This is a genomic window from Rhodococcus sp. PSi06, assembly GCF_054960675.1.
The window spans coordinates 123,530-137,453 of record NZ_JBHNYO010000011.1 but is presented as its reverse complement, the minus strand read 5'-3'; the positions used below and the strand labels follow the sequence as shown (position 1 = coordinate 137,453).

General features: G+C 64.8%; 15 protein-coding genes. 9 read left to right on the top strand and 6 right to left on the bottom strand.

Translation table 11 applies throughout. From position 1 onward, the window contains the following. Positions 1–20: 20 nt before the first annotated feature. The 3 genes from ACFI9K_RS15945 to ACFI9K_RS15935 form a co-directional block, all read right to left on the bottom strand. A complete protein-coding gene (locus ACFI9K_RS15945; RefSeq protein ID WP_462664398.1) occupies positions 21–695 on the bottom strand; it encodes a hypothetical protein in 675 nt (224 codons plus the stop codon). A gap of 192 nt (positions 696–887) precedes the next feature. Beyond that, complete coding sequence (locus ACFI9K_RS15940) at positions 888–2,222, bottom strand: ammonium transporter (protein WP_462664397.1); 1,335 nt, start codon at positions 2,220–2,222, stop codon at positions 888–890. Beyond that, positions 2,219–2,950, bottom strand: coding sequence for an enoyl-CoA hydratase (locus ACFI9K_RS15935; RefSeq protein ID WP_462664396.1), 732 nt, complete (start codon positions 2,948–2,950; stop codon positions 2,219–2,221). The genes ACFI9K_RS15940 and ACFI9K_RS15935 overlap by 4 nt, the downstream gene beginning before the upstream one ends. Before the next feature lie 62 nt (positions 2,951–3,012). Here ACFI9K_RS15935 and ACFI9K_RS15930 point away from each other — a divergent pair, with 62 nt between their 5' ends. Continuing rightward, positions 3,013–4,080: an NAD(P)-binding domain-containing protein gene (locus ACFI9K_RS15930; protein WP_462664395.1), complete on the top strand. Its 1,068-nt coding sequence runs from the start codon at positions 3,013–3,015 to the stop codon at positions 4,078–4,080. On the opposite strand, the gene ACFI9K_RS15925 is transcribed toward ACFI9K_RS15930, so the two are convergent. After that, positions 4,077–4,898: a uroporphyrinogen-III synthase gene (locus ACFI9K_RS15925; protein ID WP_462664394.1), complete on the bottom strand. Its 822-nt coding sequence runs from the start codon at positions 4,896–4,898 to the stop codon at positions 4,077–4,079. The two genes, ACFI9K_RS15930 and ACFI9K_RS15925, sit on opposite strands and share 4 nt — an antisense overlap. A 23-nt stretch (positions 4,899–4,921) precedes the next feature. Further along, positions 4,922–5,770, bottom strand: coding sequence for an aldo/keto reductase (locus ACFI9K_RS15920; protein ID WP_397521668.1), 849 nt, complete (start codon positions 5,768–5,770; stop codon positions 4,922–4,924). A 57-nt stretch (positions 5,771–5,827) separates the two neighbouring features. Between ACFI9K_RS15920 and ACFI9K_RS15915 the strand changes: the two genes are divergently transcribed. After that, entirely contained in the window at positions 5,828–7,459 is a 1,632-nt protein-coding gene (locus ACFI9K_RS15915; protein ID WP_462664393.1) for an ABC-F family ATP-binding cassette domain-containing protein, read from the top strand. 60 nt (positions 7,460–7,519) lie between these two features. On the opposite strand, the gene ACFI9K_RS15910 is transcribed toward ACFI9K_RS15915, so the two are convergent. Next, positions 7,520–8,350 (bottom strand): alpha/beta fold hydrolase, encoded by an 831-nt coding sequence (locus ACFI9K_RS15910; RefSeq protein ID WP_462664392.1) that lies wholly within the window; start codon positions 8,348–8,350, stop codon positions 7,520–7,522. Positions 8,351–8,430: 80 nt separating this feature from the next. Between ACFI9K_RS15910 and ACFI9K_RS15905 the strand changes: the two genes are divergently transcribed. The 7 genes from ACFI9K_RS15905 to ACFI9K_RS15875 all read left to right on the top strand — a co-directional run bounded on the left by ACFI9K_RS15905 (position 8,431) and on the right by ACFI9K_RS15875 (position 13,914). Beyond that, positions 8,431–8,886, top strand: coding sequence for a MarR family winged helix-turn-helix transcriptional regulator (locus tag ACFI9K_RS15905; RefSeq protein WP_462664391.1), 456 nt, complete (start codon positions 8,431–8,433; stop codon positions 8,884–8,886). 65 nt (positions 8,887–8,951) lie between these two features. Continuing rightward, on the top strand, positions 8,952–9,224 hold the full coding sequence (locus ACFI9K_RS15900) for a helix-turn-helix transcriptional regulator (RefSeq protein WP_032385724.1): 273 nt from the start codon (positions 8,952–8,954) through the stop codon (positions 9,222–9,224). After that, on the top strand, positions 9,221–9,751 hold the full coding sequence (locus ACFI9K_RS15895; protein ID WP_462664390.1) for a hypothetical protein: 531 nt from the start codon (positions 9,221–9,223) through the stop codon (positions 9,749–9,751). Before ACFI9K_RS15900 ends, ACFI9K_RS15895 begins: the two co-directional genes overlap by 4 nt. A gap of 4 nt (positions 9,752–9,755) precedes the next feature. Continuing rightward, a complete protein-coding gene (locus ACFI9K_RS15890; protein ID WP_462664389.1) occupies positions 9,756–10,304 on the top strand; it encodes a hypothetical protein in 549 nt (182 codons plus the stop codon). 16 nt (positions 10,305–10,320) lie between these two features. Further along, entirely contained in the window at positions 10,321–11,214 is an 894-nt protein-coding gene (locus ACFI9K_RS15885) for an ABC transporter ATP-binding protein (protein ID WP_462664388.1), read from the top strand. Beyond that, positions 11,211–12,410, top strand: coding sequence for an ABC transporter permease (locus tag ACFI9K_RS15880; RefSeq protein ID WP_462664387.1), 1,200 nt, complete (start codon positions 11,211–11,213; stop codon positions 12,408–12,410). The genes ACFI9K_RS15885 and ACFI9K_RS15880 overlap by 4 nt, the downstream gene beginning before the upstream one ends. A gap of 10 nt (positions 12,411–12,420) precedes the next feature. Beyond that, entirely contained in the window at positions 12,421–13,914 is a 1,494-nt protein-coding gene (locus ACFI9K_RS15875) for a carboxyl transferase domain-containing protein (RefSeq protein WP_462664386.1), read from the top strand. The last annotated feature ends 10 nt before the right edge of the window (positions 13,915–13,924 follow it).

The following is a 13,924-nucleotide window of genomic DNA, read 5'->3' as shown; positions in this document are numbered from 1 at the left end:
ACAGTTCTACTGCGCGGGAATTACTTCTTGACGGCGGGGGGAGCGTTGAGGAGCTGGATGAACTGTCCGGCGTTGGCTGCGACGGCGCCGAGGCCACCGCCGGCGGTACCGGCGAGCGATCCGATGGAACCGAGAGCGATGGCACCGATGACGCAACCACCGATCGGGCCCATTCCGAGAAGCGTGGCAACCGGTGCGGTCACGACGACTCCGGTGATGATTCCGAGGATGCATCCGCCGACGATTCCGGTTGCGGCACCGAGGAATCCACCGACAGAGGCCGTGAGGCTGAGGTTGTCCTTGACGCCTGCGACAGCGGCAGGCAGGTCGACCTGCTGCAGGCCGGGGATAGAGGTGGAGGCCGGGGTGGCCGCGGCAGGCGACACATCGGCGGTCAGGGTGGCGTGGTTACCGTCGATCACGGCAGCGACGGGGTGCGAGAATCCGTCGGCGGCAATGGCGAGCGGCACGGATTCGACCACTGCACCGTTGGTGTCACGCACCACGAGGTGGTTGTCCTCGTTGCTCAGGGTGCCGGCCGTCGTATCGACGAGGACCTGGTTGCCGGCCTGGGTGACGTTCCACCCGACGGCAGCGGTGGGAGCCGGTGCCGGATCGGCGTAGGCGGTGCCCATGGCGGTCGTCATCGCTGCAATGACCAATGCGGACGTTGCCGCGAATCGAGTCAGCTTCATGTTCCTCAGTCTTTCGTCGTGTCCATCACTCGATGCCGAGCAGCGAAAAACTATGGGGGAAACACGCGGTCGAGGCGAACCCAAGATGAACGAACGGGGTCGAATCGAACAACGATCGATCGGATCAACCCGAAAGGGACAGAACGACTTTCAGCGACCGATCGGTTCGTAAAGAGGACGTATGCGTTGCCGCTACTTACCGAAAAGGCCCGGCTTGTTGCTGCCGCCGTGGCCCACCCCGAAGTCGTATGCGGACTCGGCATGCTCGTGCTCGTCGAGGCCGTCGGCTTCGTGCTGGGCATCGGCGCGCACGCCCATCACCGCCCTGATCGCGAACGCGATAACGGTGGTGACGACGGCGCAGTAGACGAACACCGCCACGACCGCTATCGCCTGCACCCACAGCTGATGCAGCCCGCCGCCGTAGAACAGACCGTCCACCCCGGCCGGCATCTGCGCGCTGGCGACGAGCCCGATCATCAGCGTGCCGACGATGCCACCGACGAGGTGCACGCCGACGACGTCGAGCGAATCGTCGTAACCGAAGCGGTATTTGAGCCCGATGGCCAGAGCGCACAACGCACCCGACGCGATGCCGATCGCTGCGGCACCGATCGGAGTGACCGCCGTGCACGACGGTGTGATGGCCACCAGACCGGCCACGACACCCGAGGCCGCGCCGAACGATGTGGCATGACCGTCCCGCAGCTTCTCGACGACGAGCCACGCCGCCATGGACATCGCTCCGGCACCCATCGTGTTCACCAGGGCCACCGCGGCGACGCCGTCCGCGGCCAACGACGATCCCGCGTTGAAGCCGAACCAGCCGAACCACAGCAACCCGGCACCGAGCATGACGGCCGGTAGGTTGTGCGGGCGCATGGGATCCCGTGGCCAACCCCGACGCTTACCCACCACGAGCGCGAGCACCAGCCCGGCGACTCCGGCGTTGATCTCCACGGCCGTGCCGCCGGCGAAGTCGACCGCACCGAGCCTGTTGGTCAACCATCCACCGAATTCACTGGTGAGCCCGTCGAGCGAGAACACCCAGTGCGCCACCGGGAAATACACCAGGGTGGACCACAACGCTGCGAACACGACCCACGGAACGAACCGCATCCGGTCTGCGACAGCGCCGGAGATCAACGCCACCGTCACCATGGCGAATCCCGCCTGGAACGCCGCGAACACCAGCGCCGGAACGGTTCCCACCAACGGAATCGACACCGCTCCCCCGGCCGAGGTGTACACCCCGCCCAGCAAGCCCTCGAAACCGGCATACTGCAACGGGTTTCCGATCCAGCCGCCGATCACGTTGTCGCCGAACACCATCGAGAATCCGAACGCCAACCACGCCAGCCACACGACGGCGATGGCCGACAGGCTCATCATCATCATGTTGAGCACACTCTTCGAGCGCACCATGCCGCCGTAGAAGAAGGCCAGGCCCGGTGTCATCAGCAGGACCAGTGCGGTACTGGCCAAAAGCCACGCGGTATCGCCCGCATCGGGCGCGCCGTTGATCACCTGCCCACGAACTTCGGTGCGCGCTTCTCGGATCGGGCGCGGCGCGCCTCCTTCATGTCCTCGCTGCTCCACGCGGCGTCGAACGCGGCCTGCTGCTGGGGCGTCGGATCATGATGTGTCCCATCATCGTTGAACACGAGCTTGAGGTGACGCAGCGCCAGCGGAGCGAGTTCGGTGATCGACTGCGCCCACGTCATCGCGGCATCGACGTCGCCGAGCTTGTTCGCCAAGCCGCAGGTGAAGGCTTGCTCGGCATACACTCGCTCCCCGCCCAGCAGAATGGTGCGCGCAACACCTCCGCCCGCGAGCGAGGCCAGACGCTTGATGGTCCAGTTGCTCACCGCCAACCCGAGGCGCGTGGATGGGATCTCGAAAAAGGCACCCGGCGCAACCACACGCAGATCGCAGGCAATCGCCAACTGAGTGCCCGCCCCCACGGCCGGGCCGTTGATCGCCGCGACCACCGGAATGGACACCGACTCGACGGCACTCAACATCTCCTCGAGGATCTGCCCGAACGATTCCGGGAACGCGTCACCGGTCAGGTCCGCGCCCGCACAGAAGGTGGTGCCCTGCCCGGTGATGACGAGCACTCGCGCGCCGTCACGCTCGGCCTGTTCCACGCCGTGGCGCACCGCGAGACACAGTTCGGTGTTCAGCGCGTTGCGTCGTTCCGGGCGCTGCAATTCGAGGGTGACGACATCGCCGTCACGAGAGAGTCCGATCACGAGAGCAGAGGTTACCGACCGGTAGCGGTTTTACCTACTGGGTGACTGATGTACTGATAGCCGTGACCGACACTCGAGTTGCCGTCATCGGCGCAGGGCAGGCAGGCCTCTCGGCCGGCTACCACCTCCATCGAGCGGGCCTGCACGCAGGCGCGGGCTTCGTGATGCTGGACAGCGCACCCGGCCCCGGCGGTGCCTGGCAGTTCCGTTGGCCTTCGCTGACGCTGAGCACCGTCAACGGAGTCCACGACCTGCCCGGAATGCCGTTCGCCGACACACTGGGCGAGGAACCGGCCGACACCATTGCGGCCGCTGACGCGGTTCCCCGCTATTACCGTGAGTACGAAGAGCGATTCGACCTGCATGTCCGACGCCCGGTGACGGTGACCGTCGTGTGCGACCGCGAACCTCTCTTTCGGGTGGAGGCCGGCGAGACGGTCGTCATGGCGGAGGGATTGATCAACGCGACGGGAACCTGGGAGAAGCCGTTCGTTCCGCACTACCCCGGAGCCGAGACGTTCACCGGCCGGCAACTGCACACGAAGGATTACCGGACGGCCGACGAGTTCGCCGGCAAGCACGTCGTGGTGGTGGGCGGCGGAATCTCGGCCGTCCAACTACTCGACGAGATCTCCCAGGTGACGACCACGACGTGGGTCACGCGTCGACCACCGGTGTTCCGAGACGGCGAGTTCGACCAGAATGCCGGACGCACCGCCGTGGCCATGGTCGAGGAGCGGGTTCGGGCGGGCCTGCCACCGGGCTCGGTGGTGTCGGTGACCGGGTTGTTGCTGACGCCGTCGTTGGCGGCCGCCCGCGAGCGCGGCGCGCTCGAGCGCAAGCCGATGTTCTCCTCGATCACCGCCGATTCCGTGGTCTGGGACGACGGATCGAGCCAACACGCGGACGTGATCCTGTGGGCCACCGGATTTCGCAGCGCACTCGACCACCTCGCCCCGCTGCGCCTGCGGGGGCGAGGCGGAGGAATCGTCATGGACGGCAGACTCGCCACTCGAGTGGCAGCGAACCATCGCGTGCACCTGCTCGGCTACGGGCCGTCCGCGAGCACGATCGGGGCGAACCGCGCCGGACGAGCCGCAGTGACGGAGCTGCTCGAGACTCTGGATTAACCGAGCTGCTCGGTCACGAACTTCGCCAGCGCGCCCAATCGCGCCCGGCTCGGCATCGAGGTCGGGACATCCAGAGCATCCAACGGGGCGGACGTCACCGGCCCCACGCAGATCGCGGCGACGGGGCCGCGGAGCGCGTCCAGAAACGCGTCGAGCATGCCGTTGTCCTTGGCGGTGGACAGCAAGGATGCGACGGCCGGGGCACTGGTGAACGTCACCGCGTCCACGCGGTGCTCGATGATCTGCGCCAGCAGGTCCACGAGTGGGGCCTGATCGACGGGCCGGATCCAGCGATACACCGGGATGGGTCGGACCTGCGCACCGAAAGCGCTCAGAGCATCGCTCAGGTGGATCGTCGGTTCCCACTCGGTGATGACGCCGTGCAGCTGAACCGCGATGTCGACGCCCGAAACACCCTCGGCAGCAAGATGATCGGAAACTTCCTGCGACGCTTCGGTGGCCGGCGACCACTCCTCACGCAACCCGACACCGCGAATTGCTCCGCGCGCCTTCGGGCCTCGCGCAATGATGCGCGTCTGCCCCAAAGCGGAAAGAAGGTCATCGCGCACACCCCAGTCGGCGGCGGCGTCGAGCCAGCCCCGGAAACCGATGCTGGTGCTGATGACGACGATCTGCGGTGGGCGTTCGACGATGCCTGCGGTGGCAGACTTCAACTCGGAGTCGTCGATCAGGGGTAGAACGTGAATCGCCGCGGCGTGAACGATGTTCGCGCCGCGGCGTTCGAGCATGGTGGCCATTTCGTCCGCACGCCGCTCGGCGGTGAGGGCAACGGTCTTGCCGTCGAGCGGTTCCGACATGAATACAGACTAGGCCCCCATCATCAGCTGCTGAACTTGTCCGGGTCCGGGCCGGTGCGGCCGTCGGCGGAATCCAGCGCACTGATCTGCTGAAGTTCGTCGTTGCTCAGCTCGAAGCCGAACACGTCGAAGTTGCTGGCAATCCGCTCAGGGGTGACCGACTTGGGGATCACGACATTGCCGAGCTGGATGTGCCAGCGCAGGATGACCTGGGCCGGAGTGACTCCGTGTGCATCACCGATCTTCGCGAACACCGGCTCGTCCAGAATGGTGCCCGAGCCGAGCGGGCTCCAGGCCTCGGTGGCAATGCCCTTCGAGGTGTGGAACGCGCGCAGTTCCTCCTGAATCAGCCGCGGATGCAGCTCGATCTGGTTGACCGACGGCGTCTCGCCGACCGCGTCGATCAGCTTCTCGAGGGTGGGGATGGTGAAGTTGGAGACGCCGATCGAGCCGATACGGCCGTCCGCCTTCAGCTTCTGGAACGCCTTGAACGTATCGATGTACTTGTCGCGATCGAGCTGCTGCCAGTGAATCAGGTAGAGGTCGAGGTACTCGAGCCCGAGGCGATCCATGCTGGCGTCGAAGGCCTGCAGGGTGGAGTCGTAGCCCTGATCGTCGTTCCACAACTTGGTGGTGATGAAGAGTTCGTCACGGGCGATGCCGGACTCCGCGATCGCTTTACCGGTGCCGGCCTCGTTCTCGTACACCTTGGCGGTGTCGATGCTGCGGTAACCGACCTTCAGCGCCTCGGTCACTGCGGCCTGGGCACCGTCGTCGGGAACCTGCCACACACCGAAGCCGAGCTGGGGAATGGACGTGCCGTCGTTGAGCACGATGGTCGGGACAGTACTGGTCTCGGCTGAATACGTCATACAAATGCCAACGGACGGCACTGTGGATCTGTTCCCGGCCCCGGGGATACTGGTCCGGTGACTGCCACGCTCCGCATCGATGATCTCGCCGCATTCCACGGCGATCGCACCCTGTTCTCCGGCCTCGAGCTGACGGTGACCGAGGGCGACGTCATCGGCTTGGTCGGTGCGAACGGGGCGGGCAAGTCGACGCTGTTGACCCTGCTCGCGGGAGTGGGCACAGCCGATCACGAGGGTGAGATCTACACCAGTCCGCCGGATGCGACCGTGGGCTATCTGGCGCAGGAGCCCGAGCGAATTCTGGGCGAGACAGTGTTGGACTTTCTCGGCAGGCGCACCGGGGTCACCGACGCCGAATCCACGATGAACGCAGCCGCCGAGGCGTTGGGGTCGAGTGATGAGGACCTGTACACCCCGGCGCTCGAGAAGTGGCTGGCCCTCGGCGGTGCGGACCTGGCGGAGCGCACCGCGAAAGTGCTCGCGGATCTCGGACTGGACGTCGACGGATCTGCACTGATGACGGATCTGTCGGGTGGGCAGGCTGCCCGCGCCGGTCTGGCCGCGATTCTGCTGGCGCGGTACGACATTCTTCTGCTCGACGAGCCCACCAACGATCTCGATCTGGCAGGCCTCGAGCAACTCGAGCAGTTCGTCGTCGCGACACGGGCGGCGATCGTCGTCGTCAGTCACGATCGAGAGTTTCTGGCGCGGACAGTGACGGGCGTCGTCGAGCTCGATCGCGCGCAGCGCCGCATCGACGTCTACGACGGCAGCTACCAGTCCTACCTGGCGGAACGAGAGATAGCGCGCCAGCATGCCAGGGAGAAGTACGACGAGTTCGCAGATACAAAGTCCGCGTTGGAGTCTCGCGCGCAAATGCAACGAAACTGGATGGAATCGGGCGTCCGCAATGCGCGCCGAAAGGCCACCGACAACGACAAGATAGCCCGCAAGACCCGCGCCGAGTCCACCGAGAAACAAGCCGCGAAAGCCCGCCAGACACAACGTCGCATCGAGCGGCTCGAGGTGGTCGAAGAGCCCCGCAAGGAATGGGAGCTGCGCATGGAGATCGCGGCGGCACCTCGTAGCGGAACCGTCGTCGCGGTACTGGGCGGAGCCGTCGTACGCAGGCCAGGGTTCACCTTCGGTCCGGTGACGACGCAGATCGAGTGGGGCGATCGCATCCTGATCACCGGCCCCAACGGCTCCGGCAAGACCACACTGCTCTCGGTACTGCTGGGCCGCCTGGCCTCGGACGAGGGCACAGCCTCGCTGGGTTCAGGTGTGGCGATCGGCGAAATCGACCAGGCACGAGCACATTTCGTCGGTGACGGCACCGTGTCCGACGCACTGAGCGCAGCGGTTCCCGAGTGGCCCGACGCCGAGGTGCGCACCCTGTTGGCCAAGTTCGGCCTGCGCGGCGACGATGCGCTCCGACCGGCCTCGTCACTCTCTCCCGGTGAGCGAACCCGTGCCGCACTCGCCTTGTTGCAGGCCCGCGGAGTGAACTTGCTTGTCTTGGACGAGCCGACCAACCACCTCGATTTGCCCGCCATCGAACAACTCGAACGTGCGATGGAGAACTTCGAAGGAACACTGCTCCTGGTGACGCACGATCGCAGAATGCTCGACACGGTCCGCAGCACTCGGCAGTGGACGATGGCGGGCGGGCAATTGAGCGAGAAGTAAGTCGCCCTGAATCGGGTGCAGCGCACCGCGCTGACCGCGGCCAATTGCACCCGATTCGCGTCAACTCAGCAGAATGTCGTTCACCTCGGCGGCGGGAACCATCGGTAGCGTGTGATGCGTAGCACCGCCGAGTATCACTGTTCGCGCTGCAGGCAGGTCTGTTCGGATTGCTGCTTCGATGCGGGCGGCGTTGTGCACCTTCCCCTTCCCTGCCAGAACCACGGTGGTGGGCACACCGAAGTTGTCGAACGCAGGAGCTTTCGGCCGCCTCGGGACGATGGTCTTTGTGGTCGGGGCATGCGCGGCACCGAGAGCAAGTACGTCGAGCCAATCCGGATCCAGCTGCGCGCCGTCGGTTTCCCAGCGCACGAACTCACGCTGCCGTTGCTCGTTGCGAGACAGCAGTATCGGCAGGGCATGCAGCAGATACCGCGGACTCATGGAGCCGAAGCAGGAATTGGGATCGAGCAGCGTCAGCGCGTCGACTCGATCTTCGTGGCGCAGGGCGTACGCCAACGCGATCATCGCGCCGTAGGAATGGCCGCACAATGCCGCGGTCGGCAGCCCCAGCTCATCCAGCACCGCCGACACCCAGTTCAGCAGCTCGTCCACGGACTCGATGGCCTGCTCCCCCGGCACACTGCGTCCGACGTCGCCCATCAAATCGATTGCGAATATCCGGTAGTGCTGGGCGAGCGCGCCGACGTTGGCGAACCACACCGTGGAGGTTGCACCGGCTCCCGGCAGCAGCACCAGCGCTGGACCGTCGACCGGTCCGCAGGCGTTGATTCGCGTGGTGCCGTGCACCGTGTTCACGTCGATGGCCTGGGTATCGGCGGGCCATTTCCGCAGCACGCGGTCGTAGGCGGCGAAGAATCCGTCTAGTGTCACCGGTTCCTCTATTCTCTCGATGATCGAGATAGTAGACAATAGAGGGACTTCTCGTCCAGCATCTCCCGAGGGATCAGCACATGACCGAGCCCGCCTCCGCCGTCCATCAGCTACGCGCGCTGACCGTCGACCTCGATCTCCTGGGCGCAGAGTTCGCGCAGCGGCATGCGCTTCACCCGACGGATATCCGGGCACTGATCTGCCTGCTCGACGCTGACAGGGCATCGATCTCTGCAACACCCGGCTGGCTCGGCGCGAAGCTGGGCCTCGAATCGGCGTCCGTCACGGCCTTGATCGATCGAATGAGCAAGCGCGGCTTGGTACTACGCGAACCGGACCCATCCGATCGCCGGCGAGTACTGCTGTGCGTTACCGCCCGTGCGTCGGAACTCGGGACAACGTTCTTCGGTCCGGTCATCGCCTCAGCTGTCGACGAGCTCAGCCGCTTCACGCCCGAACAGAGGGCAACGATCGACGAGTTTCTGACGACCATGCGCGCTGTCGTCGCGGCCGCCCGGGATCAGCAGGCTCCGTAAGAATGTTGGACAAATCTGTTATCACCCGTTGACAGATCGTTGGGTTTATACAACAATTCATTGTCATGAGCCCCGTCAAGCGCGGTACCGCGCTCCCGATCTTCAACCGGGTGGGTGTTCTGCGGGCAGAACGAAAGATGAGCCGCGCGCAACTGGCCGAACTCGTCGAAGTCAACCCCCAGACAGTGGGCGCCCTGGAACGAGGCGACCACTACCCGAGCCTCGACCTCGCGATGCGCATCTGCGACGTCTTCGATCTGCCGATCGAAGCAGTGTTCTCACGAGAAGAACTCGGACCACTCTCGGCCGAACTCTTCCGAAGGGAGAAGGATCGATGAACACGCCCCGTTCCAACATCTTCACCCGCTATCGGCAAGCTCGAACGGAGTTCTTCCTGGAGAACGACAGCGAATTGGCGCGTAGGCTTCCGGCGCTGCGCCCACTGAAACGGCGTCGAGCGTTCGTCGTCGCGATGGCGGTAGCGCTCGTCGTTGCCACGGTGTTCGCCTTCGTGGAACCCTTGATCGACTGGGCAATTGCGGTGTGGGCACTGTGCTACATCGCCTTCGCCTTTGCTGCCATAGCACTCGGGGTCGTCTCCGACCGTCGTGCCGAAGCGCCGGACGAAGCGCTGGACGAATTCGAGATCCAGCGTCGGAGCGAGGCCCGATCCACCGGGCTGAGAGTCACTCAATGGCTGGGTACCGCAGCAGCGGGGTACTTGTTCATCGGATCGGTATTCGTATCGACCAACCTGGGAGTTTCCGGTGGCGCATTGATCCTTATCGCGCTCCTTGCCGGCAACACAACTCCCGCAATGATTCTCGCGTGGACCACTCCCGACGCCGATCCCGAGGACAGCTGAGATCATGACCACACAACCGGACATCCTCACCCGTTATCAGGCCTATCGCACCAGACGATTTCACGAAAACGACGCGACGTCCCGTCACTGGCTTCCGAACTGGCGCACGCAGAAACGTCGACGCATACTCGCCGTCTCGCTGATGGCGTCCTTGCTCACCCTGATGGTGGTTGCCGTGTGGTCCCTGTTCTCGAGGTGGGCACCGATCGCATGGATCCCGGCCACCGTGATGTTTCTCGTCACGTGGACGATGCTGCAAACAGTGTCCCGTCGCCACAGCGATGCACCGGTGGGTGCACTCGACGAATGGGAAGTGCAGCAGCGCAACGAAGCACGTTCCATCGGTCTTACCGTCACCCAGGCTTTGGTGATGGCGGCACTTCTTGCTCTGATCGTGCTGTCAGGAACGTACGACAACGAAAACTTGGCTTACGCCGGAGCACTGTGGACGCTCGCTGCCCTACTGGCCGGCGGGTGTTCCCCAGCAATCATTCTCGCCTGGATCACTCCGGACCCCGAACCCGAAGACACCGAAAATTTCGACCAGCAGTAACGACCGAAAGGGCACCATGAGCACCCTCACGATCGACTCCATCTCCAAGAGATACGGCGACAAGATCGCCCTCGACAACCTGAGCTTCGACGTAAGGCCGGGCGAGTTGTTCGGCTTCGTCGGCAGCAACGGCGCGGGCAAGACCACCACGATGCGCATTGCGCTCGGTGTTCTCTCCGCTGATTCCGGCCAGGTTCTGTTGGGCGGCAAACCCGTCGACCTCGATGTGCGCCGCACCATCGGCTACATGCCCGAGGAACGCGGGCTGTATCCCAAGATGAAAGTCGGACCGCAGCTGGCATACATGGCCGAGCTGCACGGCCTGTCGTCGAAGGATGCCAAGGCCGCGGTGATTCGCTGGACCGAACGTCTCGGCATCGACGAGCGAGTGAACGACACAGTCGACGCACTCAGCCTGGGTAACCAGCAGCGCGTGCAGTTGGCAGCAGCACTGGTGCACGATCCCGCGGTTCTCGTGTTGGACGAGCCGTTCTCCGGCCTCGACCCCATCGCCGTGGACGTCATGAGCGAGGTTCTCCGCGAGAAGGCGGCTTCCGGAGTACCGGTGGTGTTCTCGAGCCACCAACTCGATCTGGTGCAACGCCTGTGCGACCGCGTCGGCATCATCGCCGCCGGCTCCATGAAGGCCGTCGGCACCGTCGACGAACTGCGCGGATCGGGAGATTCGCATCTGCACGTCCACGCACCGAACGCTGCCCCCGGATGGGCGTCGGGCATCGACGGAGTGAGCGTGCTCGGCCAGAGCGACGGCATCACCGTACTGGGGTTGGCACCGGGAGCCGACGATCAATCGGTTCTGCGAGCCGCGCTCGCGACCGGACCGGTACACGAATTCTCCATCCAGAAACCTTCCCTGAGCGACCTGTTCCGAGAGGCGGTAGTGGCATGAGCTCACAACTGAATTCCTTCAGCGCGGTCTCGCTGATCGCCAAGCGCGAGTTCACCGTTCAGGTGATGAAGAAGAGCTTCGTCATCAGCAACGTCATCATTCTCGCCGTCATCGTCGGCGGCATCATCGCCTACTCGATCTTCTCCGGCAGCGGTGACGAGGACCGCGACGTGGTCGGGATTGCGGGCGATCAATCCATCGCGGCAATAGTGGAAGCAACCGGCGATGCAGTCGGGTCTCCCGTCGAAGTTCGTGAGATCGCCGACGCGGCGGCCGCGCGTAGTGGCGTCGAATCCGGGGATCTCGACGTGGCGCTGGTTCCGGACGGAACCGCAGGCGCATACACCGCCGTCACCGAATCCGATCTGACCGGGACGTTGCGTGCCGTCGTCGAGGGCAGTGTGACGACACAGGCAACGAATACCGCACTGGCGCAACAGGGTGTCGACCAGAGTGAACTGGCGGCAAGGACGGGCGCCGCGACGGTCACCGTCGACGCAATCGATCCGCCGGATCCAGAATCCGGTCAGCGAACCGCGCTGGCCCTGTCTGCAGTGTTCCTGCTGTATGCCCAGATCATCGGCTTCGGCATGTACGTCGCGATGGGCGTCGTCGAGGAGAAGTCCTCGCGTGTCGTCGAACTGCTGCTCTCCACCGTTCGCCCGCTGCAGTTGCTCTGGGGCAAGATTCTCGGCATCGGCGCGGTCGGCATTCTGCAACTCGCCCTTTACGGAATTGCAGGAGTCGGTGCAGGATTGGGCACGGGCGTTCTCACTGTCACCGGGGCCGCAGTGAGCGTCTTCGCGGCAACGCTGGCCTGGTTCATCTTGGGCTTCGCGTTCTTCGCGGTGCTCTACGCGGCGGGCGGGTCGATGGTGTCGCGACAGGAGGACGTCAACTCGACGACCATGCCGCTCCTGATCCTGATCATGGCCATGTTCTTCGCGGCCTTCTATTCCGTCAGCGATCCCGAAAGCACCCTCGCCAACACGCTGAGCTGGATTCCACCGTTCTCCGCGATCATGATGCCGCTGCGCATCGCGGCCGGGGTGACTTCACCGGTGCAGATCGTCGGCTCGGCAGTCCTGATGATCGTCACCACCGCGATCCTGGCCATGGGCGCAGCGAAGATCTACCAGCGCTCCATTCTCCGCATCGGCAAGACCGTCTCGTGGAAGGAAGCTTTCGCTCGATAGAGTTCGCGCCATGAGCCCACGGACATCCGCCGCCGAGATTCTCGACTCCGTTCTCGACGGCGGATCGTTCGTGTCCTGGGACACCACACCGGTCGACGTCCATCCCGGGGAGTCATATCGCAAGGACCTGGCCACGGCACGCGAGAAGAGCGGCGTCGACGAGTCGGTGGTGACGGGCGAGGGCACCATCGAGGGCCGACGCGTGGTGATCATCGCGTGCGAGTTCGCGTTTCTCGCCGGCTCCATCGGGGTCGCAGCGGCCGAGCGCATCACATCGGCCGTGGAACGCGCGACCGCCGAAGGTGTGCCGCTGATCGCCTCCCCCACCTCTGGGGGAACTCGAATGCAGGAGGGCACTCTCGCGTTCGTGCAGATGGTCAAGATCGCCGCCGCCGTCACCGCGCACAAGGCGGCGCATCTGCCGTACCTGGTGTACCTGCGCAATCCGACGACCGGTGGGGTGTTCGCATCCTGGGGATCACTGGCGCACGTCACCGTCGCCGAACCCGAGGCCCTCATCGGCTTCCTCGGCCCGCGGGTGTATCGAGCCCTGTACGACAAGCCCTTTCCCGACGGCGTACAGACCGCCGAGAACCTGTACCAGCACGGAGTCATCGACGGCGTGGTGCCGGTCGATCAATTGCGCCACTTGCTGATCCGTACGCTGCGAGTGATGCTCGACGCCACAGCGTGGCCCGATCTCACAGAAGATGAACAGGCCGAGATACCGGCGCGATCGGCATGGCATTCGGTGCAATCGTCGCGTCGCACGGACCGCCCTGGAATTCGGCAACTGATCGAACATACTGCGACCGAGCATGTTCCGCTCAGCGGCACCGGACAAGGCGAGGCCGATACGTCGATCCTGTTGTCACTGTGCCGCATTCGCGGCGTCTCGTGTGTGCTGTTCGGCAACGACCGAAGCAGCAGCACCGCCACAGCGACGATGGGCCCGGCGGCACTACGCGAAGCTCGCCGCGGCATGCGCCTGGCCGAGGAACTCCGACTACCCCTGGTACTCGTCATCGACACATTCGGCGCAGCGCTGTCCAAGGAAGCCGAGGAGGGCGGCCTGGCTCCCGAAATCGCCCGTTCGATCTCGGACCTGGTCACCGTGAACACCCCGACGGTGTCGGTGCTACTGGGTCAGGGCACCGGCGGCGGAGCGCTCGCGCTGCTGCCGGCCGACCGGGTCCTGTGTGCCCAGAACGCCTGGCTCGCACCGCTTCCACCCGAGGGCGCCAGCGCCATCGTGCACCGCGACACCGCCCATGCCCCGGACATGGCCGAGGCACAGGGCATTCGGTCGGTCGACCTGCTGCGTGACGGCATCGTCGACGCCATCGTCCCCGAATATCCCGATGCGGCCGACGAACCGGCCGAGTTCTCCGGTCGCATCGCCGACGCCGTTGCCGAAGAACTACGCGAGCTGTCGACCCTCGAAGCGGCAGCTCGAACGAGTGCGAGACTCGGCCGCTACCGCACTCTCGGGGTCGCCATGTGAGTGGAACTCG

Excerpts from the sequence above, each read along its gene's own strand:
- ACFI9K_RS15880 (WP_462664387.1), top strand. The coding sequence starts at position 11,211 with ATGAGCTCACAACTGAATTCCTTCAGCGCGGTCTCGCTGATCGCCAAG.
- ACFI9K_RS15920 (WP_397521668.1), bottom strand. The coding sequence starts at position 5,770 with ATGACGTATTCAGCCGAGACCAGTACTGTCCCGACCATCGTGCTCAAC.
- ACFI9K_RS15890 (WP_462664389.1), top strand. The coding sequence starts at position 9,756 with ATGACCACACAACCGGACATCCTCACCCGTTATCAGGCCTATCGCACC.
- ACFI9K_RS15925 (WP_462664394.1), bottom strand. The coding sequence starts at position 4,898 with ATGTCGGAACCGCTCGACGGCAAGACCGTTGCCCTCACCGCCGAGCGG.
- ACFI9K_RS15945 (WP_462664398.1), bottom strand. The coding sequence starts at position 695 with ATGAAGCTGACTCGATTCGCGGCAACGTCCGCATTGGTCATTGCAGCG.
- ACFI9K_RS15875 (WP_462664386.1), top strand. The coding sequence starts at position 12,421 with ATGAGCCCACGGACATCCGCCGCCGAGATTCTCGACTCCGTTCTCGAC.
- ACFI9K_RS15895 (WP_462664390.1), top strand. The coding sequence starts at position 9,221 with ATGAACACGCCCCGTTCCAACATCTTCACCCGCTATCGGCAAGCTCGA.
- ACFI9K_RS15885 (WP_462664388.1), top strand. The coding sequence starts at position 10,321 with ATGAGCACCCTCACGATCGACTCCATCTCCAAGAGATACGGCGACAAG.
- ACFI9K_RS15900 (WP_032385724.1), top strand. The coding sequence starts at position 8,952 with ATGAGCCCCGTCAAGCGCGGTACCGCGCTCCCGATCTTCAACCGGGTG.
- ACFI9K_RS15905 (WP_462664391.1), top strand. The coding sequence starts at position 8,431 with ATGACCGAGCCCGCCTCCGCCGTCCATCAGCTACGCGCGCTGACCGTC.